The organism is Streptomyces sp. 7N604, from assembly GCF_052245475.1.
Classification (GTDB): Bacteria; Actinomycetota; Actinomycetes; order Streptomycetales; family Streptomycetaceae; genus Streptomyces.
The window spans coordinates 56,265-80,426 of record NZ_JBQQBX010000003.1 but is presented as its reverse complement, the minus strand read 5'-3'; the positions used below and the strand labels follow the sequence as shown (position 1 = coordinate 80,426).

Here is a 24,162-nt window from a genome sequence, read left to right as displayed (position 1 = left end):
GACGAAGACCGCCAGTTCAGTTCTCGTCCTGCCCACGAGAGGCTCAAGCTTCGAGGGCGTGGCGTGTGCTGGGTCCGTAGACACCGAGAGGGTCGTCGTTGATGCCCTTCTCGCTTTGGAAGTCGTGGACCTTGCGCGTGACCTCTTCGTCGTAGATGCCGTCCGCAGGGCTCATCTCGAGCAGCTGCTGCAGTTTCACCACTTCGGGGCCCCGGTCGCCCTCCGAGAGGACCGGTATCTCTCCGAGACCTGACGAGCCGTCCTCGGCAATACCGCCTGCTGAACTCCCGCCTGTCGCAGGGGGAGCCGGGTCCATGGAGGCCCCGTCGTCGCCGAGGCCGCTCGCGGGCGAATCCGCGTCCGGACTCCGGCGCGTGCCCTTCGCGTCCCCGCCTGTCCCGGATGCGAGGCTGCCCGCGGACACCGACGAAGGAACGGCCCCCGAGCGGTCCGCGGGCCCGGGCGAAGAGCCGGTTTCCGCTACGCCGGGAGTGGGTTCGAGCGATGCGGCGCGGTACGGGTTGCGCGGTCGGCTCTCGTCGTCGGACGTCCGGTCGTCGTTGAGCAGCCCGGCAGTGACCAGGACGGATCCTATGACGACGGAAGCGGCCACGGCCATGATCGCGACCTTGCGCCGACCCGGGCGGCGGCGGGTGCCTTTGCGGGGCGGCTCCACGACCGGTTCCGCATCCGCATCCGCATCCGACGCCGAGTCCGACGCCGATGCCGGCCCCGAAGCCGTCTCCGGTTCGGATACGGGATCCGGGGCCGGTTCGGGTTCTTCGCGGGGCCGGGCCGGTGAGAGAGGCGGTGGCACCCTTCGTGACGCCTTCTCAGGCATCGTGCGTGGCCGGAATGGGTCGAAGGCCGCCGCTACCGCCGCATCCGCGGTCATTGGCGCGCACTCGCACAACGGCTCGCCGCCGCGACGGACGGTCGCCCCGCACGTGGAGCACTTCTCTTCCGCCACCGACGGTCCTCCTCACTCGATGGACAAGCGCAAAAAGGCCCTTGATCGGCCAGTGTGCCCGGGACCTCGCGCCGTCGTCCCGCCGGGAGCGACACAAATTATCGGAACGTACGCGCCAGTTACAAGCGTGCACGCACTGTCCACGGGCCCGGCACAGCAGTTCCACGAAACGGGAGGAAAATGCCGGTTTTCTGGCTGTCGGCGGCGGTATTCGCCGTGCCGGTATTCAACGAGCATGGCTCACCAATTCGGGCTGCGTTGCGGCTGGTTGAGGTGTGAATGCCGTCGGCGGGCGGTCTCGGGCGGAGTGGTCGTGAATTCCTCACGCCGTCCGGCAGTGCACCACGGCCGTCGCCCAGTCCGCGTGGTCGTGCGCGGTGCCGTCGCTGCCGTCGGTGACCCGCAGCCGAAGCACCTGGGCACCGGCCACGGCGGCCTCGACGGAGACGGCCGCGTCGTCGCCCGTGAGCACCTCGCTCGCGTAGACGCGCTTGCCGTCCGCGTAGACCTCGAAGGCGGCGCTGCCGTTCGGGCCCGTCTCGTCGTCCAGACCGACTTCGGCTGTGAACGTCGAGCAGTTGCCGCCCAGATAGACCTCCACTGCCGATTCGGCGTGCACGCCCAGGCCGTGCTCGTACGTCGTACCGCCGATGGTGAGGGTCTTTCCGTCGCCCGGCGCGGACTCGCCATTGCCGGCGTCGCGTTCGACCGGGCCCCAGCCGTTGTCCGCGGTGATGAAGTCCATCCCGGACACGGGCACGTCTCCGCGAGGCGGAGGTGGGGTGCCGTCGAGGACGGCCGCTGCCTCGCTGCCCACCCTCGCCCCGCCCGCGGAGGTGGCGGACACCTCGGCGACCACGGGCCGCCTGCCGTCCGGCGTCTTCTCGCCGCGCGTGACCACGGCGTGTACGGTCGCGGACTCGCCCGCTGCCAGGTCGCCGAGCGCGGAGGAGCCTGGGTCGGCGGCCCAGCCCGCGGCCGGAGCGAAAACCGCGGCGACATCCTTCAGAGGCCGGTCGCAGGGGTTGGTGACGGTCAGTTCCACCGCCGTCGACGCGCCTGCCGCCAGGCTGGTGTCCTCGGCGGTCAGCCTCGCGCCGGGCGTGCAGATCACCGGGCCCTGCGGGGTCCCCGTACGCGCCTCGGCACCGGTCAGCGGGCGCAGCCGCAGGGTGTACGCGTACTCCTGGTCCGGCTGCACCTGATACTCCGGCAGCACGGAATGGAATGTCTCGCTCACCCCGCTGACGGCGTGGTCGAGGTGCAGCGTGTTGCCTGCCGGGTTCTTACGGAGCGCGAACGGGTATGCGGCCCGGTCGATCCCGGAGTACGGGGTCACGCCCGCCGAGAAGTCTCCGGAGACCAGGAGTCCGCTCCTGCCGTCGGACAGGGACGCCCAGCGGACGTCCTCGTGGTTCCCGTAGTCCTGCGGCCGGGTGTAGCCGGAGAACTGCTCGTCCACGCCGGTGGAGTACACACCGACGGGAGCGCCGTCCTCGCGGTCGTTGTAGTTCTCCTGCGGCCCCCGCCCGTACCAGGTGAAGGTGGAGTAGCGATCCGGAAGCCGCAGGGCGAGGCCGATGCGGGGAAGATAGGGCACCTCACGTGCCCTGCCCTGTGCTTCGACGCGGTGGTCGATGCGCATCTCGCCGGTGCCGGTGACCGTGTACCGGAGAGTCTGCGTGAACGAGGAGTCCTCGACGCCGGGGGCGGCGGCCTTGCTGGGAACGGTGATGGCGACCGCCCCGTCCTCTTCGGCGACCGTGACCTTCCCCGGCTCGGTCCGCAGCCGGTCCAGGCCCGCCTCGCGCCAGGGCCCCTCCTCCGACCCGATCTCATTGCTGACCGGGGGCCGCCAGGCATCCAGTTCGGGTCCCTGGCCGAGCAGTTCGCGCCCGTCGGCCTTCATGGAGATCAGCTCGCCGCTCTCGCGGTCGAATGCGTAGGAGAAGCCCTCCCCGGCGATGATGATCCGGGTACCGGTCTCGGTGGTCCGCACCGCGCGGGGCGCCTCGGCCTTCAGCACCCCGGCGAGCTGTTTGCCGCCGATGCCGAACTGCTCGACCGCGACGGTGTGGCCGGCCTTCGCCCAGGCGGTGTCCTTCGCCTGCACTGCCTCCACGGTCAGTTGGCGGTCGGCGTCCTTGGGGTTGGCCGGGGGCTCCGGCAGCCGGACATCCGCCCGTTCGCCGGGGTCGAGGGCGAACGGCCGGGAGCCCTGGGCGAGGGTCCTGGCCCCTTCGGTGACTTTCCACCGCAGCCGCAGATCGCCGGTGCCGGTGAAGGAGCGCTCGTTGAGCAGGGAGATCTCTCCAGCACCGGAGCCCACGTCCGCATCCGCGTCCGTGATCCGTATGGGCGCGTGGACGGCGGCCATGGCGCGGGCCTCGGGCTGCACGGTGCGGTCGGCGGAGACCACGCCGTCCACGCCGCCGGTGCCCGACCCGTAGGAGTGGTACGCGCCCTCCTCGGTGAGCTGGTCGAAGTCCAGGGCCAGGACCGCGTCGGACGCGGGGTCTGTGGTGAGCTGCTGCGGTGTGAGCGCCTTGTGGTAGACGCGCACCTGGTCGATGATGCCGTGGGCCATGCGGGTGGTGATGTTCTCCTGGCCGGTCTCCGGGTCCCGGCCGATGTTCACCGGTTGGGCCGAGTACGCGACTGTCCCCTTCCAACGGGACGCAGCAGCCTGCTCACCGTCGATGAAGAGCCGCAGTGCCGCACCGTCGTAAGTGCCCGAGATCCGGTGCCACTGGCCGTACCAGTCGCCGGGGACGTCCGCTTCCGCGGAGTGCCAGGTGCCGTCTCCGTAGACGAAGAACTCCAGGGTGTCCTGGTCCTTCATCTTGAGCGCGTAGCTGTGGTTCCCCTTGGCGATCACAGTGAAGTCGCCGGTCCAGTCGTCCGGTTCGACCCAGGCGTCCACGGTGAGGGCGTCGGTGACCGCGTCGAGCTTCGGGTCGCGGTAGACCTCCACGAAGTCGTCGAGACCGGAGAGCGCGAGCGCCTTGCCGCTGCGCCCGGGCACGTGCTCCGGCTTCCCGGTGATGTACGAGAGGATGCCATTCCCCGAGGAATCGGGCGTCGTGATCAGGGGCTGGGTGATGTTCTGCTCCGCCCAGTCCCAGATGTAGCCGCCCTGGACCTGGGGGTAGGCGCGGACGACGTCCCAGAACTCCCGGAAGTTGTCGAGCGAGTTGCCCATGGCGTGCGCGTACTCGCCCATGATGATGGGCTTACCCGTGGACTTCGCCTTGTCCTCAAGGCCCTTGGGGGAGGGATAGCGCGGGCCCCACACGTCGGCGAACGGGGCGTCGCCGTCCGGGACGTTCGGCTGGTGGTAGACCGGGCGGGACGGATCGTGCTTCTCGAGGAAGTCGGCCATCGCAAAGTGCGCCTTGCCGAGCCCCGCCTCGTTGCCCGTGTCCCACATCAGCACGCTGGGGTGGTTCTTGTCCCGCTCGTACATCGCCGTCAGGCGGTCCATGAACGCACGTTGCCACTCGGGGCGCTCGGCCAGGCAGTTGTCGGGGCAGCCGTCGTGGTGGTGGGTCTCGATGTCCACCTCGTCATCGATCCACAGGCCTTGCGCATCGGCCAGTTCGTACAGGTGGGGATCCGACGGGTAGTGAGAGGTGCGTACCGAGTTGATGTTGAGCCGCTTCATCAGGGAGACATCGGACGCGGTGCGCTCACGGCTCGCGTAACGGCCGGTCTCCGGGTCGGTCTCGGAACGGTTGACACCCTTGATGAGGATGCGCTTGCCGTTGACGAGCAGCCGTTTGTCCTTGATCTCGATCTCGCGGAAGCCGACCGGCTGGGCGGTGGTGTGCGTCACCCGGCCGTCGGAGCCGGAGAGTTGTACGACGAGCGTGTGGAGGTTGGGCGTCTCGTCGGTCCACTTGGCGGGATCGGCGACTTCGGCGCTGAGGGTGGCGGACGCGGTGCCGCTACTGGGGTCGACCTCGCCCGACATCGTTGTCACCTTGTGCCCGCGCTGATCGTAGAGGGTTCCGGTGACCTTCCGCGCGGTCTCCGCCGCACCCCCGGCCGCGCCCCTGGCGCCCACTTCGACCTCGGCGGTCAGCCGCGCGTCGCGGTACGCCGCATCCAGGTCGGTCCTGATGGTGACGTCGCGCACAGCGGTCGCAGGGGTCGAATACAGCTCGACGGAGCGGAAGATGCCTGCGAACCGCCACTGGTCGTAGTCCTCGAGATGGGCTCCCGAGCTCCAGCGGTGGACCTGGACCGCGACGGTGTTCCTGCCCGTGTGCAGGTGCTCGCTGATGTCGAACTCGGCGGGCGTGTAGCCGCCTTGGTCGTAGCCCGCGTACGAGCCGTTGACCCAGAGCAGGTAGCCGCTGGTGACGCCTTCGAAGCGCAGGAAGGTCCGCCGCTCCTGCCAGCTGTCCGGCAGCTCGAAGGTACGGACATACGCCCCGGTGGGGTTGATGTCGTGCGGGACCTTCGGCGGATCGTCGGGATACATCTCGGTGGGTATGTTGCGGAACATGGGGTGGTCGAGGCCGTCCGTCTGCCAGGTGTGCGGCACGCGGACGCTCCGCCAGCCGCTCCCGCCCGTGTCGTACCCCTCCGAGGCGAAGCCCTCCGGAACCTCCTCGGGACGGTCCGACATGTGGAGCTTCCACGTACCGTCGAGCGACGCGGTCCACGGGCTGTCCGGCCCGCCCTCGAGCGCGCTCGCGATGTCGCTGTACGGCGTCAACTCGGCGTGCGCCGGCTCCTGTCCGATCCCGGTCGCCTCGGGGTCCTCCAGGAGCTTGTACACATCCGCGGGAGGGTGGGCGGGGCCGCCCGCCGCCGCGGAGGGGACGGGCGCTGTCAGCGCCCCGGCGAGGGCCACTACGGCGAGCCCGCGGAAAGTCCTACGGAGTCGGGGCATCTGGTGGTCCACCCTTCTGCGGGCGCGAATCGCTCCAGAATCAACAGGAACGAACGGTAGCCAACAAGCCTTGCTGCGCCAAGATGTGCGGTCCGATGGCTTCACAGTTCCGGGTACTAGCGTTGACGGCTCGATCGCTCCGCCTGGCGGGGCCGGGCTTCGATACGTGAGGTGCCGCGATGGCGTCGACGACGCGCAGGTGCGTGGTGTGCGGGAGTCAGGTGGCCGCCGCCGCGGGCAGGCGGGGGAAGGGTGACAGGCCGAAGGGAGGCCGCCCGGCCAAGTACTGCTCCAACGCGTGCCGGCAGCGCGCCTTCCGGGCCCGCACCGCCGTCGTATCGGCGCCGGTGGAGCCGTCGGAGGGGGAGTGGCAGGCGGAGCGCGCGGAGCCGGACGAACCTCGCACGGCGCCCTACGGGCCTCCGCCGGGAGGGGAGTTACCCGGAGCGCTGGATCGTTTCGTCGGACGCGCCGAGGAGCTGACCGGGCTGCGTACGCTGCTGCGGTCCTCGCGCCTGCTGACACTGGTCGGACCGGGCGGATGCGGAAAGTCACGGCTGGCGCTGGAGCTGGTGGGCGGGTCGCGCAGCGGGCGGAAGGGCGAGGCCCGGCTGGTGGAGCTCGACTTGCTGCGCGAGGGCGCCGGACTCCCGCAGTACGTCGCCGCGGTACTCGGCGTCGCGGAACGAGACAGCGCCCCGGAGGGCGGCGTCACCGAGTCGCTCGTCCGCGCCTTGAGCGTTCCCGGGCTGCTGCTGGTACTCGACAACTGCGAGCATCTGGCCGAAGAATGCGCGGAGTTGGCCGCGCTGCTGCTGCGCCGCTGCCCGGGCCTGCGCATCGTGGCGACGAGCCGGGAGGCGCTCCGTGTCCCCGGCGAGGTGGTCTTCCGGGTCGGCGAACTCACCCTGCCCGCGGCGGGTGGTGCACCCGGGGACGTCGCCGAGGCGCTGCGCTCGGACGCGGTCCGGCTGTTCGTGGAACGTGCTCGCGCCTGCGCCCCCGGCTTCGAACTCACGGCAGGCAGTGCGGATTCTGCGGCTACAGCGGCCACTGCGGCTACGACGGCCACTGCGGCCACTGCGGCGACGTCGGCTACCTCAGGCACGGTCGCCACGGCAGGCACAGCGGGCCATGTGGACCTGGTGGCGGAGATCTGCCGTCGGCTGGACGGACTGCCGCTGGCCATCGAGTTGGCGGCGCGCCGGGTCGCAGGCCTGCCGCTCGGCCAGATCCTGGCAGGGCTCGACGACCAGCTCGGCCTGCTCACGGACGGAAGCAGGGTCGGGCCCGCCCGGCACCGCGAGCTCGCGGCCGCGATCGAGTGGAGCCACCGCCTGCTGGACCCCGCCGAGCAGGCCGTCTTCCGTCGCGTGTCGGTCCTGGTGGGCGGCTTCGACATCGCGGGGGCGCGCGCGGTCTGCGCCGCGGGCGACATCGAGCCGGATGCGGTGCTGCGGCTGCTGTGCGCTCTGGAGGCGAAGTCACTGCTCGTCCGCGTGCCCGGCGACGGTGGCCGGTACGCAAGCCCGCCCGCGCCCCAGGACGGAAGCGCGTACGAAGAGCCGCACGCAAGCGCCTACGGGAGCCCGTACGGGAGCCCGTACGCAGGCGCGGAGGGGGAGCGCGCGCGGTTCCGGCAGCTGAACCCGATCCGCGCGTACGGGCTGCGCCGACTCGAAGCGTCCGGTGAGCTCTACGAGGTCCGGAAGCGGGCCCTGGACTGGCTGGCGGACCTGACCCGCCCCTCCTCGGACACGGCCTCCGTCGGTGTCGTGCCCCCGGAACTGCTCGCCGAGCAGGAGAATCTCGCCGCTGCGGTGGCCTGCACCGCGGTCGACGCAGCCGTCGAAGCCGACGCGTCCGACGCGGCCGACTCGTCCGGCGGGTCCGGCGCGGCCGACGCGTCCGACGCGTCCGACGCGTCCGACAGCGGTGACCGGCACATGCGGCTGGTGGTGGCGATGGCCCGGGTCCGCCGTGAGCAGGACCAGTTGACGGCCTGTCGGGAGCTGCTGACCACCGCCCTCGCGCGCGTGCCCCGGTCACGCCACCGCGGCGACGCGCTCGCGCTGGCTGCCCGTGTCGCCTGCCAGCAGGCGGACTGCGCCGAAGGGCTGCGGCTGGCCGAGGAAGCGGTGCGCGTCGCGCGCGGGAACGACGACCCCGCGGCTCTCGCCGACGCGCTGGACGCCCGCGCGGTGGCGCTGGTCTGCGGGCGCGAGTTCGGCGCCGCGGTCGCGGTGTACCGGGAGTGCCTGAAGATCACCCGTACGCTCGGCCGCCCCCTCGCCACCGCCGTGTGCCTGCACCGGCTCGCCTGGGGGCTGCACCATGTGGGTGCCGTCGCCGAAGCACAGGAGCTGATGGCCGAGTGCCTGCCGGTCCTCCGCGAACTGGGCACGCCACAGCACCGGAACGCGGCAGGCCACACCGCCGGTGCGCTCCACCTCGCCGCGGGCGAACTGGCCGCTGCCGAGGAGGCGTTCGCCGAGGTGCTGCGGCAGGCGCCGCCGGACAGCTTCCACGCCATGTACCCGGTGGAGGGCCTGGCGATCGTGGCGGCGGAGCGCGGTGAACTCCGGCGCGCGCTGAGGCTCTTCGCGGCCGCCGCCGCGGTGCGCGAGCGGATCGGCATGCGGCCCGAGGCGGAGTGGCGGCGATGGGTCGGTGCCACGGTGGATCGGGCCGGACGCGGACTCGACGCGTCGGCCGCCGGTACGGCGGAGGCCGACGGGCAGCTGCTCCGCGGGCGGCGTCTGATCGCGTACGCCCTGCGTGAGCTGCGGCCGGAGAACGGCCGCCAGGGTGGCGAGGCGGGCGCCTGCCCGCTGACGGAGCGGGAGTTGCAGGTCGCCGAGCTGGTGGCGGAAGGGCTCACCAACCGGCGGATCGGCGCGCGGCTGAGCCTCTCGCCCCGTACGGTCGCGACGCACCTCGACCACATCCGCGACAAGCTGGGACTGCGGTCGCGGACGAAGATCGCGCTGTGGGTCGCCGCACGCGCGCGTACGGCGGGGAACGCGGCTGGAAGCGCTATGGGTACGGCCGGAAGCGGGGCTGGGGGTCCGGCCAGGAGCGCGGCACCGCCGTCGGGGCGCCGGCCGTCCGCAGCGGACGGCGAGGTTCCGTAACGCCGGGGAAGTCCTCGGTCATCCGGTCGATGCGCCCGTACGTCATCTGCCGCAGGCTCGTTGCCCGGCACGGGTGGCCATCCCCCCGTGTCATGCACCGAGACCGGCCCGACGGTCCCGTCCCCCACTCGGGACCGATCGGGCGACACCTCCTGCGAGGCAAGGAGCCCCCCATGCCCCCCATGCGGCACGATCACCACGACCCGGATCACCATGACCCGGATCAGCACGACCCCGGGCACGGGGTCTCCGGCCCCGGCCAGGACTCTCGGTCCCGCCGGAACTTCATCCGTGTCGGCTCGCTCGGCGTGACGTCGGTCGCCGTCGCGGCCACAGGCATCTCGTCAACGGGCCTGTCCGCCGCGGCGGATGCGGCAGAGGCGGCGGACGCGGCACCGATGGCAGCGGCCGCTCCGCGGACGGCCGGCGCACCGGTCGCCTTGACCCCTGCCTGCTCCGGACAGGAAACCCCGGAGATCATGGAGGGCCCGCTCTTCAAACCCCAGTCCCCCCAGCGGACGAACTTCATCACCCCCGCCATCAGCGGCGTTGAACTGCAGCTGAGCGGCGTCGTTTACGACACCGCGTGCACACCGCTCGCCGACTGCCAGATCGAGTTCTGGCAGTGCGACCAGAACGGCGACTACGACACGGCGGGTTTCTCGCTGCGCGGCCACCAGTTCACCTCCGCACGCGGCAAATACCGCCTGGACACCATCATTCCGCGGGACTACTGGGGACGTTGGGGTCGGCGTACGCCCCACATCCACACCCAGGTCCAGGTTTCGGGCGGCCCGCTGCTCGTCACGCAGCTGTACTTCCCGGACGACACGCAGGCCTACGGCCGGGACTTCGCGGCCCTCAACGCCGGGGACGGCAGCTTCAACCGCGCCTGCGTGATCGCACTCACGGCCAAGGAAGGCGGCGGCTACACCGGCACCTTCGACTTCGTCATCAAGACCACGGCCTGACGCCATGCCTGACGACGACAGCACCAGACTCGAGGGCGCAGAGGTACAAGGGGATACCCACATGACACAGAGCACACCCGGCGATGGCGCGATGACGCGACGGACGCGGCACCGGCGGGCGGCGCTCGCTTCCGCCGTCGCGGCCGCGGCGCTGGTCGCCGCCGGGCTGATCGGCTTCCAGGCCTGGGGCGAAGAGCCGGTCGCGGCGGGCTCGGCATCGGCCGTGACGGACAAGGACCGGCGGGCGGACGACTGGCAGCGGACGCCGGTCCCGGTCGAGAAGGGCGACCTCACCGCGGTGGCGGCGCTCGACGAGCGGCAGGCCTGGGCCGTCGGCTACCGCCTCAAGAGCGACACGGAAGTCGAAGCCCTGGCCCTGCGGTGGGACGGCGAGTCCTGGACCCAGGAGTCCACCCTCCCCAACGGGAACTTCCCGCAGTCCCTCGCTGTACGGTCCGCCGACGACATCTGGGTGGCCGGCACCGGCTCGTCCCACTGGGACGGCGAGAAGTGGACCGACCGCGCGCTGGCGACGGACCCGGCCGGCCGCGTCATGTCCGACGCGATCACGGTCAGTGGCGACGCCGGCGTCTGGACGGCCGGCCGCGCGGTTCCCGGATCCATCAAGGACAGCGTGCCCGCCATCCAGTCCTGGGATGGCGACAGCTGGCAGCGGCAGGAACTGCCGGATGTCGGCAAGGGCGAGCTGAGCGGCATCGTGGCCCTGGCAGAGGACGACGTCTGGGCCGTCGGCGCGACGTACGCCGCCGACGCGGATTCCCCGCAGACCCCGCTCGTACTCCACTGGGACGGGACCTCCTGGAAGAAGTCCGATGCACCGGGAGTGGACGGGAAGACGACGTGGCTCGGCGGGGTCACCGCCCTGGCCCCCGACGACATCTGGGCGGTCGGCGGAAGCGCGAGTGCGGACTCGGACCGGCCCTACGCCCTGCACTGGGACGGCAAGGCCTGGAAGTCCGCCCCGACTCCGGATGTGGCGGACGGCCGGCTTCGCACCGTCGGGCGCGCCGGTGACGGCTCGCTGTGGGCGATCGGCGGCAAGGGCGCGGTGTCCGTCGCCCTGCGGTGGAACAGGGAAGAAAAGCGCTGGGACGAAGCCGCCGCCCCGGAAGTCGTCGTCAGGAGTACGACGACGGTCCCGGGCAGCAACGCCCTCTGGACGGCCGGGATCGCGCGGCGCGGGGACCTGGTGCCCGAGATCGTCCGCTTCACGGGCTGACGACGGGCGTCCCCCGGCCCCCGGTCCACGGGATGCCGCCCGATACGCGGAGGCGGGGGCGGCCGGTCAGCCGGCCGCCCCCGCGGTCAGAAGCCCCTGGCATGCGGTGATGCTGCGCGCAATTGTTGGTTATGCCCCCTATCAATGCTTGATCAGTCGCATCCTTCCAGGCCGATCGGCGAGTAAGGGCACGCGCGCGGCGAACCGGCGAATCTGTCCCTTCGGGCATTCGTCTGGATAACGTGCCGACATGGCAGCACGGACACCCGCTCCGGTGGTCATCGAGGGCCGGCACATCCGCCTCGAGCCCCTCGCCTTCCACCACGTTCCGGACCTCTTCGCGGCAGGCGGCGGGGACGACGAGGTGTGGCGCTGGCTGCCCGTGGTCTCGCCGGGCTCCGAGTACGAGATGCGCATGATCGTGGAGCAGCGGCTGGCGCAGCAGGCCGCGGGCGACGCGATTCTCTTCGCGGCCGTCGACCGTCCGACGTACCGGGCGGTCGGCTGGATCGCGTACTTGGACATCTCCGTCGCCGACGAGCGCCTGGACATCGGATGGCACTGGCTGGGGCGCTCCCTCTGGTACACCCCGGCCCTCGCCGAAATGCACCTCCTGCTGCTGCACAACGCTTTCGACACGCTGCGTTTCGGCCGCGTGCAATGGCAGATCGATCATGATGACGTGCGCTCGCGAGACGCCGTGATCGGGATCGGGGCGCGCAGTGAGGGGACGCTGCGCCGGCACGCCAGGCGGCCGGACGGCACATGGCGGGACACGCTGGTCTACGCGCTGCTGGCATCGGAGTGGCCCGCGGTGAAGGGGCGGGGGATCGCCTGACGTGGGTTGCGGCGGCCTCGGAGAGCCGGGGTCCTGCCTGCTGACCTCGGTGCTCCGGTCCGGCTTGTTGTTTACCGCCGTTTGAGGGGTTCGACGCCGACGATTCGGCGCACGCGCAGGGGCTCGATCACCACGGTCACCCGCTGCTCCTCGGGCAGCAGCCACTCATACGGCGTGCCCAGGTACTTGCGCGCGAGCCGGTCCATGTCGTGCTCCGCCTGCGGGCCCTGGACGAAGCGGGTGACGCGGCCGTGGATCTGGATGCGGTCGAAGGGGTCGGCGTGGTGGGAGAGGCACACCCGCGGGTCATGGCGGAGATTCCGTAATTTGACCCTGCCCACCGAGGTGTTGAACCAGGGGTGTTCCCCGTCCACATCGACCCACATGGGACTCACGTGCGGTGCCCCGTCGGGGCATGTGGTCGCCACGGACCAGACGACCGCCGCCGCCAGCCGCTCTCGTATGCCGTCGCCGAGCTCCTGCACTCCTGGCTCCCCTCACGCTCGTTCCCTGGCCGTCACCGACCGCCCGCACCATCCTGCCCCGGCTCCCTGCCCCGAATTCCGCTTCGGGGGTGCTCACCGGGTCGGCTCTGGTGGGTGACGTGGAGGGGATCCGGTACGTCGCCGCAGGAGTCGCGATCGTGCGCGGAACGGCGTCGGTCCTCATGCCGTGGCGGTCCGAACTGCCCAAGCGGCGCCTGTCCCGGCAGACGCTCGTGGCCCTCAGTACGGACGATGGCTGGCGGTTCACCGCGCTGCACAACGGCCGCGTCGGCCGGTTTGCATCCCCGGCGCGGGACTCGGTGCCGTCCCTCATGTCGCAGGGGATGAGCGGGGTTGGGCCGTCCGGTTGCTGGGTGATCGTGGCCCGCCCGATCCCGGTTGTTGCTGTTGGGATTTGAAGCGGTTGGGGTTGCTGGGGTGGTGAGGATGGCGCTTGGGGCGTTCGTGGCGCGGGTGATGACCGTTGTGCTCCCCCCCCGCCCCTGGGGGCGACCGCGCGGGCGTCGGCTGGTCGCCTCTTGGCCGGGCTGTGGGGGCGATTTGTTGGTCGTCTGCTGGACATGTCGTGGGTCGAGTTTAGGCTGAATGCATGGCGTACCGGCCTTTTTCGGGATATGTGGGGGGTGGGGCGTCGGCGGTTCCGCATGGTCCGGTGTTCGTGGATTCCTCGGGCCGTCGTGCGCGGCTGGTGCGTCGTGCCGGGTACGGGTTGGCGGGGCTGGCGGCGGCGTATCTGGCTGCTGTGGGTCTGAGTCTGGTGGGTGCAACGCCTTTCGCGCCGGGGGCGATTGTGCCGCTGCCGGGTGTGTTCGCTCCGCCCGCCGAGCCGGGAGCCGATGGCCCTGGTTTCCCCGGTGCCGGCGGCGGTGATGTTCCGGCTCCTCTGTTCCCTCCGGTTGCGCAGGGCCCTGGGGGCGCAATTCTGGTGGTGCCCGGCGGCCCTGGGCCGTTGGGCGGTTTCCTGCCTGGTGCCGGGACGGTCGCCGCCCCGGGGAGCCCGCTTGTTCCGGGGCTCGTTACTCCGCCTGGCGTGCCTGGCGTGCCTGGTGCTGTTGTGCCTGGGGGGTTGGTGGTGCCGGGCGTACCAGCGCCTGTCCTGAGCCCTGGGGCGCAGGAGCCGGCGTCCCCGGGTGACTCGCCACCCGCTCCTGCTCCCGCTCCTGCTCCGGATGGCGGGCAGACGCCTGCCGCCCCGCCTCCCCCGGCGCCTGCGCCGGCCCCCGCCCCGCCGCCTGCCTCGCCACCGGCCACCCCGGCGCCTGAGCCGCCGCCTGCCCCGCCCGCTCCGCCGCCTGCGCCTGAGTCCCCGCCGGCCCCTGCGCCGCCGGTGCCGCCTGCTCCAGCACCGGCTCCAGAGGTGCCGCCCGCGACCTCGGACTCGGGTACGGTGCCGCCCACCACCCCGCCGGCGGTCGAGGCCCCCTGATGCACCAGGGGCGTCACCGGTCCCCCCACCGCCCAGCGGCCTCCCGTGCCGTGCGCGTACCTGGACCGGGGCGGTCCCGGCGGGGGCGTCGTTTCCGGGTCGTCGTTCCGCTGGTCCTGCTGGCGTTTCTGGTGTCGGTTCTGCTGGTTCAGGGGCTGACGACCCGGGGTTTCGCGGGTGATCAGCAGCCACGCGCCGGGGGGCCGGCCGCTTCTGTGCCCCGGCATATCGCCGGTGGCGGTCCGGTTGTGGACACCACCCGGGGGCAGGTGCGCAGTTACCGTACTCCGGCGAGGACGGTGGTCCTTACCTTCGATGACGGTCCCGATGCCACGTGGACGCCTAAGGTGCGGGCGGTGCTGGATCGTTACCGTGTTCCCGGGACGTTCTTTGTGACGGGTCAGCAGGCGGCCCGTCATCCGGGTCTGGTGCGGGATCTGGTCCGCTCGGGCCACGAGATCGGCGTGCACACCTTTTCCCATCCGGACCTGACGGCGGTGTCGGCGGGTGAGACGGACCGGGAACTGGCCCTGACCCAGCTTGCCCTGGCCGGTGCGGCCGGTATCAACAGCTCCGTGTTGCGGATGCCGTATTCCTCCACGCCCGGCGCGCTGGATGACCGGTCATGGTCTGTGGCCCGGCGCCTGGGGGAGAGGGGCTATCTTCTGGCGTTCATCGATCGTGATACCCGGGACTGGCAGCGGCCGGGTGCCGGGCGGATCGTGGATGCCGCGCTGCCGCAGGCCCCGGGGCAGGGGGCCGTTCTGTTGCTGCACGACGCGGGGGGTGACAGGTCGCAGACCGTGAAGGCCCTGGACACCTTGATCCCCCGGCTCAAGGCGCAGGGCTACCGGTTCACCACCGTCGACGACATCGTCGGCGCGGGCGCCCTCACCCACCCTGTCGAGGGGGCTCGGCTGTGGCAGGGAAAGATCTTCGTGGCCGCCGTGGGCGTCTCGGCGACGGCCGTCTCGGTCGTCACCACGCTGCTCCTGGTGGTCGGCTCGCTGATTCTGGGACGGTGCCTGCTGCTGCTTGTCCTGGCCCACCACCACGCCCACCGCCACCGCCGCCGCGGGCCGCCCGGCCCCGGCGACAACCGGCCCGTCACCGAACCCGTGAGTGTGGTGATCCCGGCCTTCAACGAGGAGTTGTGCATCGCCACGACCCTGCGTTCCCTGTCCGCCGGCCGTCACCCTGTCGAGATCATCGTCGTGGATGACGGTTCCACCGATGCCACCGCCGGTATCGCCGCTTCCTTGGGTATCGCCGGGCTCACCGTCATCCGGCAGGCCAACGGGGGCAAGCCGTCGGCTCTGAACACCGGTATCCGGGCCGCGTCCTGTGATCTGGTCGTGCTGATGGATGCCGATACCGTCTTCGACCCCTGGACGGTCCATCATCTCATCCAGCCGTTCGCCGATCCCCGGGTCGGCGCGGTGGCCGGCAATGCGAAGGTCGGCAACCGGGGGCGGCTGCTGGGGCGGTGGCAGCACATCGAGTACGTCATGGGTTTCAATCTCGACCGCCGGATGTACGACCTGCTGCACTGCCTGCCGACGATCCCGGGCGCCGTGGGGGCTTTCCGCGCCGCGGCTCTGCGCAGCTGCGGGATGATGAGTGCGGACACCCTCGCGGAGGACACCGATGTCACCATGGCTCTGCACCGGGCGGGCTGGGAGGTCGGCTACGCCCCGGACGCCCGGGCCTGGACCGAGGCTCCGGGTTCGTTGCGGGAGCTGTGGCGCCAGCGTTACCGGTGGAGCTACGGGACCATCCAGGCCGCGTGGAAACACCGCCGGGCTCTGATCGAGCCCGGCCATGCGGGCCATTTCGGCCGGGTGGGTCTGCCGCTGCTGGCGGTCTTCCAGATCATCACGCCGCTCCTGGCCCCGCTGATCGACATCCTGACTCTCTACGGCCTGGTGTTCCGCCATCCCCTGGGCACGATGGCCGCGTGGACGGCCGTGCTGGTGGTGCAGTTGCTCTGCGCCGGTTATGCCTTCCGCCTCGACGGCGAGAGGCTCCGGCCGCTGTGGGCACTTCCCCTCCAGCAGGTGGTCTACCGTCAGTTGATGTATTTGGTCCTTATGCAGGCCTGTCTCACTGCGGTCAAGGGTTACCGGTTGCCCTGGCAGCGGCTCAGGCGCACGGGAGAGGTCATGCTGCCTCCTCAGCCTTCCAGTCCCGAGCGGTGAACCTTCCGCGTCTCCGGGGCTGGATGGCCTCTCGCGTGAACGCAGTCCGTGGTCTGTGCCCGGCATTGCCTCGTCCTTCACTGCTCCTGCTTCCCCCTTCATGCCGATGTCTTGCATCCCCAGGAGCCGGTGCCGGTGTTCCCGGCAGGCGGCCCCTGGCAGGGTCGTTGGGCGCGAGCCGTTCGCCGGGCTGTGCGGGGGCCGGCGTGTTCGTGCGAGGGTCTGTGCCCGCGCGTTGTCGTGCGTGTGGTCTTGCGTCTGCCCCGGCTCCTGTCGCGCCGCTCGCTGCTCTGCAGGGGGTTGTCAGTGGATGGGTGAACGTGTGGGGACGCCCTGGGGGGTTGGGGGTGTTCCGTGTACGTCTCGTGTGTGTTTCCGCTAGTGTCGGGGTGGGAGGTGGTGTTGCTCATGCCTGCGGAGCAGGAGAGTCTGTTTGCGGCGGTGGACGCTTTGCTGGAGAAGGCGGGCGGGATTCTGCCCCCGCCGGGGGAGCGGGAGCGGCTGCGTACGGCGGCGAGCCTGACGCAGGCTCAGGTGGCCAGGGCGCTGAAGGTGCGGCGGGAGACGGTGGCCGATTGGGAGGCGGGCCGTAAGGAGCCGCGGCCGCCGAAGCGTGCGGCCTATATCCGTCTCCTGGAGGGCCTTGCCGCGTTGTACCCGGTTCCCTCGGGGGAGGCCGGGACGGGGAGTGCGCCGGCTGTGGCGCCCGCCGCGCCGGAGGTCGCCGCCGGGCCGTTGGGCGTTGCCGGCGGGCCTGCTGCCGGTCCGCCGGCGCCGGCTGCGCCCAGCGCTGTTCCGGCTCCGGCGGCTGCGAGTTCCCGGCCCGTGGCCGCGACCAGGAGCACGGCGAGGACGTCGACGGCGCGCCGTCCAGCGGCGAAGAAGGCCGCCGCGCCCGCTGTTGATCCGCGGTTCCCGAACGGCCCCCTCGCCGTGCTGGATGGGGACGGGGCCGCGTACTGCATCGGCGGTGTGGTGCTGGACTGCCCGGCGACGACCGTCCCGGCACTGGTGGAGTGGACGCTCACGGAGTCCGGCATCGGCGCTGCGCGGCTGCACCGCAACGGCAAGGACGCCGACCCGCTGATCGTGCTGACCGAGTCCGCTGCCGAGCGGTTCGGCCTGCCCGCGCGGCTGGAGGGCCCGGAGGCCCGCCGGTCGCTGCGGCTGCCGGAGGACCACACGGTGGTCAAGCAGATCGCCCGCGCGAAGTGGAAGCTCACGCAGCGCGGGTTCGGGCCGTGGGCGCGGATCTACCGCCCAGCACAGGGCGGGCAGCGCCAGTGCGTACAACTGGCGATCCTGTCCTGGGACGCGCTCGACACCCGCGCCTGGGGCAACGCAGCCGAGCTGCACCCCGCGGAACTCGCTCGCATCCTGGGCGTCTACGCCACCCGCGTCATCACCCCGCGCGGCTCCACCGCGGTGTCGGGGCTGGAGCTGATGACGAGCTTGCGCCCGCCGACCCGCGCCGTACGCGACAACGCCACCGGCACCTGGGTCCCCGGGCCGAACCCCGGCGCGCTGACGCACCCGGTGGACCCGGCGCCGCCGGAGGCCCCCATCGAGCACCCCGTCGCCCAGGGCTGGTCCGGCGGATTCCTGGATGAGGAGGCGTACCAGTGGGTGCGCGATCCGAAGCTGCTGGAGGATGCCGAGTGCCTGCTGCCCTTCGCGGTCGGCATCGACATCAACACGGCCTTCCTCGCGGCCGCCGCCCGCCTGACGGTCGGCCTGGGCGAGCCGGTCCACGTGAAGGCGCCCGTATTCGACAAGAAGCACCCGGGCTCCTGGTTCGTGGACCTCTCGCACATCGAGCTGGACCCGTGCCTGCCGTCGCCGTTCACCCCGTCCGGGCAGCGGCCGGAGGGCCCGGCCTGGTACGCCACGCCGACCGTGGCGTACGCGGTGGAGCTCGGGGCCGACGTGCGGCCGCTCGAGGCGTACCTGCGCCACGAGACCGGCGCGTACCTGGACCCGTGGCACGACCGGCTCAAGGACGCGTACGTGACGACGATGGCCGACCTCGGTGTCCCGGTCGGCAAGGACGTCGGCGAGGCCGTGTTCCTGGCCGCGATGGAGCACCACAAGGACGTCGACCCGGCCCTGGCGTGCGTGCTGTCCGCGATCAAGTCGACGGTCAAGGGCGGCATCGGCAAACTCAGGGAGCGCCCGCAGGGCCGCCACTACCGCGACGGGAAGCGCTGGCCCGCCCTGGAGCGCCCGACCTGGCGGCCGGACATCCGGGCCGCGGTCATCTCCAAGGCGAGGGTGAACATGCACCGCAAGATGCTCAACACCGCGAAGGCGTCCGGCCTGTACCCCCTCGCCGTGCTGTCCGACTGCGTCGTCTACCCGTCGGCCGGCCCCTCGCCGCTGGACTTCCTGCCGCTCACCGACGACGGCAAGGTACTTCCGGGCACGTTCCGCCTCGGCGCCACCCCGGGCCTGGCCAAGGTAGAGGGCGTCCAGGAGATGGCGTGGGCGGTCGACCTGATGGAGCAGGGCTACAACCCGGCCCGCCACATCAAGGGCGGCGACGCCGTCATGGACGAAGGAGAGTGAGCCGTGACGGATATCCACGACGCCCTCCACCGCGCGGACCAGGAGGTTTTCACCCGTGAGCCCCCGAAGTCGACCCAGAAGCGGGTGGAATTCCTGCTGGGGAAGCTGAAGACCACCAAGGCCGTGGCTGACCTGCTCGGCGTCACCCAGCGCTCCGTGGAGCGCTATCTCAAGGGTGAGCGGAAGAAGCCGCCCCGGGCCATCGCGGACCGGATCGATGCCGAGGTCCGCCGCCGCTGGCAGCCGCGGGTGCGCCAGCGCCGCCGCCGGCAGGCCGCCGCTGCCACCGGCATCACCATCGAGACCCGGGCCCGCTTCGGCTACACCGCGCCCATCGGCACCACCGACGACCCGCGGCTGCGACGGCTGACCGTGCACCTCCCGCCCGAGTACGCCAACCGCCTCTTCCAGGCCCAGCAGCAGGGCGCCAGCGACCAGCAGTTGCGCCAGATCGTCGCCGAAGGACTGCAAGAGATCTATTTCCAGGACAGCGGACGACGCGCCCAGGGCCTGGAAGTCGAGTTCACCGACGTCGACTACTTCGACGTGTCGTTCTGAAAAGTCCGAGGCCCCCGGAGGTCCAGGAACACCTTGTGACTGAGCGCCTCAGTTGGCCGGTGACCCACGAAAGATGGCCGGTTGAGCACCCAGTTGTCGGCACACGCACCTGCGGTCCCATAACTGCCCGTTCAGGGCGACGGTGGTGTCGGTTGGCGTCAGGTCCACGACCCCGCCGCCTTCGACCCGCACGGTTTCCGGAGCGTGCGGGGGCTCAGGCCCTCCAGGCGGGCTGCCAAGACCTGTTCCAGGGCGTGCCGGTAGGCGTCGTGCTGCTTCTCCAGGCGGAAGTCCACGGTGACCGCGTCCATCAGCGAGCGGGCCATCTGCAGCTCCTGGCGGCGCGGCGGTTCGGTGCGACACGGCGACGTCCGCGGTGCCGCCCAGCTTTGAACCTCGGCAACACGCCAAGCTCGGGACAAGGCCTTTCGACCAGCGACCCGAGTTCCGTAAAGCGAGAAGGTCGCCACGGTGGGCGAGCCGGAACGGTGCCGCGATCCAAGGTCCCTAGGATCGCCCGTATGGCTGTCTCGTCACAGATGGTGCCACTGGGTACGCCCGCACCGGACTTCGCGCTGCCCGATCTGGCAGGTCGGACTGTCCGCCGCGACGACTTCGCTGCTGCGCCTGGGCTGTTGGTCGCGTTCTTGTGCAACCACTGTCCTTACGTCCGCCACGTCGAGGCCGGGCTGGGAAGGCTGCTCGCCCGCCACCCGGACCTGACGGTGGTGGGCGTGTGCGCCAACGACACCGACGCGTATCCGGACGACCGGCCCGAGCATCTGGCTGAGCAGGCCCGGCGGGCAGGCTGGAGTTTCCCGTACCTGGTGGACTCCGAACAGACGGTCGCCCGGGCCTACCAGGCCGTTTGCACGCCGGATTTCTTCCTCTACGACACCCAGCGGCGGTTGGCCTACCGCGGCGCGATGGACGACTCCACGCCGGGGAGCGGCAAGCCGGTCACCGGTGAACTGCTTCAGGATGCGATCACTCACGTTCTGGCCGGTGAGCCGGTACCCGAGCCGCACCGGCCAAGCCTGGGCTGCTCCATCAAATGGCGGGAGTGATGGCACCAGTCGTACAGCGTCTCGCGGGTCGGCCGGGCCACGATGCGGCAACCATCCGGGACATCTCCGTGCCGCAGGGAACACACGGCGATGAGGCCTCGGTACTCACCGGGCGGGATTCTCCGGTCCCCAGCGCCGTGTCGTTCCCGGCGGACAGGCTCTGGAGCGCAGGGGTGACGACGTGGTCGCGTGGGTGTTCTCGATGTCGTTCTCGGCTCCGCACCTGTACGGCACGCGCCGCGACGACTTCGAGGCAGACCTGCGTCGACTACTGCGGGAGGTCTCCCCGTCGGGCCGGTTCTCCGAACGCCGGCCGAGCACCGAGGTCTTCGTCTGGTGGAAAGGCCCTGCCGAACCGGCACCGCTGCCAGCCGCGTGACCCCCTTCCGCGGAGGCCAACTCATGTGAGGATGACACCAGCCCGCATTCTCGGACCATCTGGCAGCCCTGCAGGTCAGAGCTTTGCCATCTGCCAACGGGAATGCGGTGGGACACATGTCAGGCGAGCGATGGTGAGGGAAGGGCCGCCGTCGTGACCAGCTTGCAGGGCCGACCCTGGGGCTGCCGTGCGGTGCGCCCCCCCGCTCGCGGACGCTAGGCGGTTGCCGCAAACGCGTCGATGCCGGTGAGCTCGGCCGAGAGCGTCCACAGACGCGCGGCCTGCTCGGGATCGGACGCGTAATCGCGCACGCCGGCCAGCGCGTCATCGCCCGCGGCGGGCTCGCCGCCGTCGTCACCCCGACGTCCCGCGGCTCCGATGCGCTCGGCTGCCTCCGCCGGGCCGTTGTCGAGGCCGAACGGGCCCTCGACCTCGCACAAGGGTGAGGAGCCCACAAACCAATGGCGTGGTCGAGCGGTTCTTCGGCACGCTGAAGTACGAACACCTCTACCGCGCCACCACCGGCGACGGCAACGCCCTCGCCGTCGAATTCAACCTGTTCCGACCACACCTACAACACTCTGCGACCCCACCAGGCCCTCGACGAACGCACACCACGTGCGGCTTACCTCGCCGTCGAACACTGCGGTTGGCGTGTGGCCTTTGGCGGACCCGCTACTTGACTGGGAGGTCCTGACATGACCAGTAAGTTCACCGAGCTTGCGATCGACTGTGCCGATCCCCACGGTCTCGCCCGGTTCTGGTGCTCGGTCCTTGACTACGAGGTGCAAGACGAAGACGACGGAATTGTCACAATTGGCTCCCCTATGGTGCCTGAAGGCAAGAACCGCCTTGGCCCAGTGCCACCGACGTTGACATTCGCGCACGTGCCCGAGGGCAAGACCGTCAAGAACAGGCTCCACCTCGACGTCAACCCAACCGACAGGGAGCAAGACGAAGAGGTCCGTCGCCTGCTCGACCTAGGTGCTCGACACGCCGACGTCGGCCAAGGCGATGAGAGTTGGGTCGTACTTGCCGACCCGGAGGGGAACGAGTTCTGCGTCCTTGCGGGCCGCCGCCCCTGATCGGAGGCCACACACCGCGCCAGACCTCCTTCCGGTCGCCTACCCACGCTCACGCGAACACGATGAGGAGCCCCTCCAAAGATGGAGAATCCCGACCCGAGCGAGATCAAACTGTGCCAACTTCTTGACTCATGACACTCGTCGCCTGCACGCAGGACGACATCGACACCTGGCTCGCCGATGGCACCGTGATGCGGTACGACGCCCGCGGCTTCGTCCTGTGGGTCGCCCGCAGCAGCCGCGCCCTGCTGGACCTCGCCGCCCAGATGCCTCCCGCCGTCCTTGGCCAAGTCCTCGGCGTTGCCATCAAAACGGCCACCGAATGGGCCGAAGCCGCCGGCAGTGCACGCTCGGAATACGCCGCCGAGCTCAGCCGACGCCCACAGGACGCCGATCACGACCGCTGACGAGCAGCACCCCTCGGTCGCTACCGTCTACGGCATCCTCGCCGAGGACGCCGAGGACGACGCGGCCGATGGCACGGCCTGAGCGCGCGACATCGCCGTCGCATTCGGCCTGCGTCAACTGGGCAACGATGATTGCGGGCCGGCGTGTGTGCGTGGCGGCCGAAGTCGGTAGCGGAGGAACAGGTACGAATCCCGTCGCCGCGTGCTGATCAGATCCATCCACGCCGGCCGGTTCGGCAGCAGTTCGAGCCCTTCGATCAGCCCAGGTCGGGAGGTGTCGGCACGGCCGACCAGCACCGGGGATGTCGTGAGGAACAGTTCGTCCAGCAGGTCCTCACCGAGCAGGTGACCGATGAGGTGCGGCCCACCCTCCGTGAGCACCGCGGTGTGTCCGTGGGCGCGGAGGGCTGCGAGGACGTCGGCCATACGGAGGGTGGATCCTTCGACTGCGGTGAGTAGCGTGCACGCTGCCGGCAAACGTCCGTCCAGTCGGCGGGCGCCGTCCACTGTGGTCGCCACGAGCGCGCCCGACTGCAGGGCTGGGTGCTCGGTGGGCACGTCGCCGCTCGCGGTGACCACGACCAGGTCCGGTTGGGTGGCGCGTCCCAGGCTGCGCCGTAGCTCGGCGAAGTCGGGGGCTGCTTGCGGACAGACGTGGTCGGGTGTCCATTGGTGGCCGGGCGTGGCCCGGAGCGTGCCCGCTCCGATGAGTACGGCGTCGGCGCAAGCGCGCAGCAGTCCCATGACGAAGCGGTCCGCCGGTTCGCGCCCGCTGATCGCCGAGCCGGAGGACGGGTATTCGGGGCCGAGGGCGACCACTCCGTCGATGGAGGTGACGAAGTTCGCGTACACGCACGGCGGGGTGAAGCCCAGATCGCCGCCGTAGGCCGTGGCGAGCGCCGGAGGCAGACCGAAGCGGGGCTGCCCGGCCTCCTCGTACAGCAGCTCCAGGGGCTCCAACGAGCCTGGCGGTGTTCCGCCGGCGGGATGCGTGGCGGTGTGCTCAGCCATGTCCGGCCAGGCCCCGTTGGCCGCACAGCGTGAAGAATTCGGCACGCAGTTGCGGATCCTCGTCGTAGGTGCCCCGCCAGTGGGTGGTACGGGTACTGGACTCGATCTCCCGTACCCCGCGCATCTGCGTGCACAGATGCACCGCTTCCAAGTGGACCGCGACGCCGTGTGGCTGCAGGAGCTGCTGCAGCGATTCGGCGAGCTGGCGGCCGATGCGCTCCTGCATCGAGAACCGGCGGGCGAACAGCCGCACCAGTCTGGTCAGCTTGGACAGTCCGAGGATGTGTTCGTGGGCGATGTAGCCGATGTACGCCTTGCCGAAGAAGGGCAGGCTGTGGTGCTCGCACAGGGAGAAGAACGGGATCGGCCCTTCGACGATCTGGCTGATCCGGCAGTCCGAACCGCCGTGGCATTCGGTCTCGAAGGCGGTGACCAGCTTCTCGTCGCCTTCGTACCCGCTGGTGGCGTCGAAGAGGGCGCGAAGGAAGCGGCGGGGGGTGTCGGCCGTGGCCTCTGACCCGACGGCCAGGCCCAGCGCCCCGAGAATCTCCTTCAGGTAGTCCTCGAACCGCTGCCACTCTTCGGGGGTGATCTGCCGCGGCGACACGGCCGCCCACTCGACCTCGTCCGTGAGGGGTACGAGTCGTTCGCCGACCAGCCCTACGACGGGCGGAGGGCCGTTCATCTGCGTGGATTGATCGTTCATATGCAGCCTCAAGACGGGACGAATGTCTCGCTGGAGTTGGCCGCTTCCATTATCGACCGATCTCTGCGTGACCGCTGAGCGAGTTCACGATGCCTCGTGCGGCAGCGCACTGAGGTGCCGTGTCCGTCGGCGCCGTCGCGCTACCCGCCGTGTGTGCACCCACCGACGCTGCGGTTGTGCATCTTCCGTGTCCGTCTCGCA

At 70.7% G+C, this 24,162-nt stretch carries 18 protein-coding genes; 11 read left to right on the top strand and 7 right to left on the bottom strand.

From position 1 onward, the window contains the following. Positions 1-43: 43 nt before the first annotated feature. A complete protein-coding gene (locus ACTWP8_RS04170) occupies positions 44-619 on the bottom strand; it encodes a peptidoglycan-binding domain-containing protein (protein WP_443320782.1) in 576 nt (191 codons plus the stop codon). Positions 620-1,292: 673 nt separating this feature from the next. Continuing rightward, complete coding sequence (locus ACTWP8_RS04165) at positions 1,293-5,870, bottom strand: glycoside hydrolase family 2 TIM barrel-domain containing protein (protein ID WP_443320781.1); 4,578 nt, start codon at positions 5,868-5,870, stop codon at positions 1,293-1,295. Between the two features lie 179 nt (positions 5,871-6,049). On the opposite strand from ACTWP8_RS04165, the gene ACTWP8_RS04160 reads away from it, so the two are divergent. From ACTWP8_RS04160 to ACTWP8_RS04145, 4 genes are all read left to right on the top strand, one after another. Continuing rightward, on the top strand, positions 6,050-9,004 hold the full coding sequence (locus ACTWP8_RS04160; RefSeq protein WP_443320780.1) for an ATP-binding protein: 2,955 nt from the start codon (positions 6,050-6,052) through the stop codon (positions 9,002-9,004). 173 nt (positions 9,005-9,177) lie between these two features. Further along, positions 9,178-9,975 carry a dioxygenase family protein gene (locus ACTWP8_RS04155; protein ID WP_443320779.1) on the top strand — a complete coding sequence of 266 codons (798 nt, stop codon included), beginning with the start codon at positions 9,178-9,180 and terminating at the stop codon, positions 9,973-9,975. A 61-nt stretch (positions 9,976-10,036) separates the two neighbouring features. Further along, a complete protein-coding gene (locus ACTWP8_RS04150) occupies positions 10,037-11,215 on the top strand; it encodes a hypothetical protein (RefSeq protein WP_443320778.1) in 1,179 nt (392 codons plus the stop codon). Between the two features lie 250 nt (positions 11,216-11,465). Next, the gene (locus tag ACTWP8_RS04145) at positions 11,466-12,053 is read left to right on the top strand and encodes a GNAT family N-acetyltransferase (RefSeq protein WP_443320777.1); all 588 of its coding nucleotides are present in this window, start codon (positions 11,466-11,468) and stop codon (positions 12,051-12,053) included. A gap of 71 nt (positions 12,054-12,124) precedes the next feature. On the opposite strand, the gene ACTWP8_RS04140 is transcribed toward ACTWP8_RS04145, so the two are convergent. Further along, the gene (locus tag ACTWP8_RS04140) at positions 12,125-12,538 is read right to left on the bottom strand and encodes a TIGR03618 family F420-dependent PPOX class oxidoreductase (protein ID WP_443320776.1); all 414 of its coding nucleotides are present in this window, start codon (positions 12,536-12,538) and stop codon (positions 12,125-12,127) included. Between the two features lie 1,446 nt (positions 12,539-13,984). On the opposite strand from ACTWP8_RS04140, the gene ACTWP8_RS04135 reads away from it, so the two are divergent. The 3 genes from ACTWP8_RS04135 to tpg all read left to right on the top strand — a co-directional run bounded on the left by ACTWP8_RS04135 (position 13,985) and on the right by tpg (position 19,306). Next, positions 13,985-16,183: a bifunctional polysaccharide deacetylase/glycosyltransferase family 2 protein gene (locus ACTWP8_RS04135; protein WP_443320775.1), complete on the top strand. Its 2,199-nt coding sequence runs from the start codon at positions 13,985-13,987 to the stop codon at positions 16,181-16,183. A gap of 408 nt (positions 16,184-16,591) precedes the next feature. After that, positions 16,592-18,748 carry a telomere-associated protein Tap gene (tap, locus tag ACTWP8_RS04130; RefSeq protein WP_443320774.1) on the top strand — a complete coding sequence of 719 codons (2,157 nt, stop codon included), beginning with the start codon at positions 16,592-16,594 and terminating at the stop codon, positions 18,746-18,748. A gap of 3 nt (positions 18,749-18,751) precedes the next feature. Next, complete coding sequence (tpg, locus tag ACTWP8_RS04125; protein ID WP_443320773.1) at positions 18,752-19,306, top strand: telomere-protecting terminal protein Tpg; 555 nt, start codon at positions 18,752-18,754, stop codon at positions 19,304-19,306. 158 nt (positions 19,307-19,464) lie between these two features. On the opposite strand, the gene ACTWP8_RS04120 is transcribed toward tpg, so the two are convergent. Next, complete coding sequence (locus ACTWP8_RS04120; RefSeq protein ID WP_443320772.1) at positions 19,465-19,632, bottom strand: hypothetical protein; 168 nt, start codon at positions 19,630-19,632, stop codon at positions 19,465-19,467. Between the two features lie 195 nt (positions 19,633-19,827). Here ACTWP8_RS04120 and ACTWP8_RS04115 point away from each other — a divergent pair, with 195 nt between their 5' ends. Both ACTWP8_RS04115 and ACTWP8_RS04110 read left to right on the top strand, forming a co-directional pair. After that, on the top strand, positions 19,828-20,373 hold the full coding sequence (locus ACTWP8_RS04115; protein ID WP_443320771.1) for a thioredoxin family protein: 546 nt from the start codon (positions 19,828-19,830) through the stop codon (positions 20,371-20,373). Between the two features lie 181 nt (positions 20,374-20,554). Continuing rightward, positions 20,555-20,752: a hypothetical protein gene (locus ACTWP8_RS04110; RefSeq protein WP_443320770.1), complete on the top strand. Its 198-nt coding sequence runs from the start codon at positions 20,555-20,557 to the stop codon at positions 20,750-20,752. 215 nt (positions 20,753-20,967) lie between these two features. Here ACTWP8_RS04110 and ACTWP8_RS04105 read toward each other — a convergent pair whose 3' ends face one another. Beyond that, the gene (locus ACTWP8_RS04105) at positions 20,968-21,207 is read right to left on the bottom strand and encodes a hypothetical protein (protein ID WP_443320769.1); all 240 of its coding nucleotides are present in this window, start codon (positions 21,205-21,207) and stop codon (positions 20,968-20,970) included. A 243-nt stretch (positions 21,208-21,450) separates the two neighbouring features. Here ACTWP8_RS04105 and ACTWP8_RS04100 point away from each other — a divergent pair, with 243 nt between their 5' ends. Together ACTWP8_RS04100 and ACTWP8_RS04095 are read left to right on the top strand one after the other, a co-directional pair. Continuing rightward, entirely contained in the window at positions 21,451-21,837 is a 387-nt protein-coding gene (locus ACTWP8_RS04100) for a VOC family protein (RefSeq protein ID WP_443320768.1), read from the top strand. A 131-nt stretch (positions 21,838-21,968) separates the two neighbouring features. Next, on the top strand, positions 21,969-22,244 hold the full coding sequence (locus ACTWP8_RS04095; protein WP_443320767.1) for a hypothetical protein: 276 nt from the start codon (positions 21,969-21,971) through the stop codon (positions 22,242-22,244). 114 nt (positions 22,245-22,358) lie between these two features. Here ACTWP8_RS04095 and ACTWP8_RS04090 read toward each other — a convergent pair whose 3' ends face one another. Together ACTWP8_RS04090 and folE are read right to left on the bottom strand one after the other, a co-directional pair. Then, positions 22,359-23,255, bottom strand: a complete 897-nt coding sequence (locus ACTWP8_RS04090; RefSeq protein ID WP_443320766.1) for a RibD family protein — start codon at positions 23,253-23,255, stop codon at positions 22,359-22,361. Then, positions 23,248-23,961, bottom strand: coding sequence for a GTP cyclohydrolase I (gene folE, locus ACTWP8_RS04085; protein ID WP_443320765.1), 714 nt, complete (start codon positions 23,959-23,961; stop codon positions 23,248-23,250). Before folE ends, ACTWP8_RS04090 begins: the two co-directional genes overlap by 8 nt. Positions 23,962-24,162: the final 201 nt, after the last annotated feature.

What these genes read in the sequence shown, in the direction of transcription:
- ACTWP8_RS04170 (WP_443320782.1), bottom strand. Translation starts at nt 619, where the DNA reads ATGGCCGTGGCCGCTTCCGTCGTCATAGGATCCGTCCTGGTCACTGCC.
- ACTWP8_RS04165 (WP_443320781.1), bottom strand. Translation starts at nt 5,870, where the DNA reads ATGCCCCGACTCCGTAGGACTTTCCGCGGGCTCGCCGTAGTGGCCCTC.
- ACTWP8_RS04160 (WP_443320780.1), top strand. Translation starts at nt 6,050, where the DNA reads ATGGCGTCGACGACGCGCAGGTGCGTGGTGTGCGGGAGTCAGGTGGCC.
- ACTWP8_RS04155 (WP_443320779.1), top strand. Translation starts at nt 9,178, where the DNA reads ATGCCCCCCATGCGGCACGATCACCACGACCCGGATCACCATGACCCG.
- ACTWP8_RS04150 (WP_443320778.1), top strand. Translation starts at nt 10,037, where the DNA reads ATGACACAGAGCACACCCGGCGATGGCGCGATGACGCGACGGACGCGG.
- ACTWP8_RS04145 (WP_443320777.1), top strand. Translation starts at nt 11,466, where the DNA reads ATGGCAGCACGGACACCCGCTCCGGTGGTCATCGAGGGCCGGCACATC.
- ACTWP8_RS04135 (WP_443320775.1), top strand. Translation starts at nt 13,985, where the DNA reads ATGCACCAGGGGCGTCACCGGTCCCCCCACCGCCCAGCGGCCTCCCGT.
- tap (WP_443320774.1), top strand. Translation starts at nt 16,592, where the DNA reads ATGCCTGCGGAGCAGGAGAGTCTGTTTGCGGCGGTGGACGCTTTGCTG.
- ACTWP8_RS04120 (WP_443320772.1), bottom strand. Translation starts at nt 19,632, where the DNA reads ATGGCCCGCTCGCTGATGGACGCGGTCACCGTGGACTTCCGCCTGGAG.
- ACTWP8_RS04115 (WP_443320771.1), top strand. Translation starts at nt 19,828, where the DNA reads ATGGCTGTCTCGTCACAGATGGTGCCACTGGGTACGCCCGCACCGGAC.
- ACTWP8_RS04100 (WP_443320768.1), top strand. Translation starts at nt 21,451, where the DNA reads ATGACCAGTAAGTTCACCGAGCTTGCGATCGACTGTGCCGATCCCCAC.
- ACTWP8_RS04095 (WP_443320767.1), top strand. Translation starts at nt 21,969, where the DNA reads ATGACACTCGTCGCCTGCACGCAGGACGACATCGACACCTGGCTCGCC.
- ACTWP8_RS04090 (WP_443320766.1), bottom strand. Translation starts at nt 23,255, where the DNA reads ATGGCTGAGCACACCGCCACGCATCCCGCCGGCGGAACACCGCCAGGC.
- folE (WP_443320765.1), bottom strand. Translation starts at nt 23,961, where the DNA reads ATGAACGATCAATCCACGCAGATGAACGGCCCTCCGCCCGTCGTAGGG.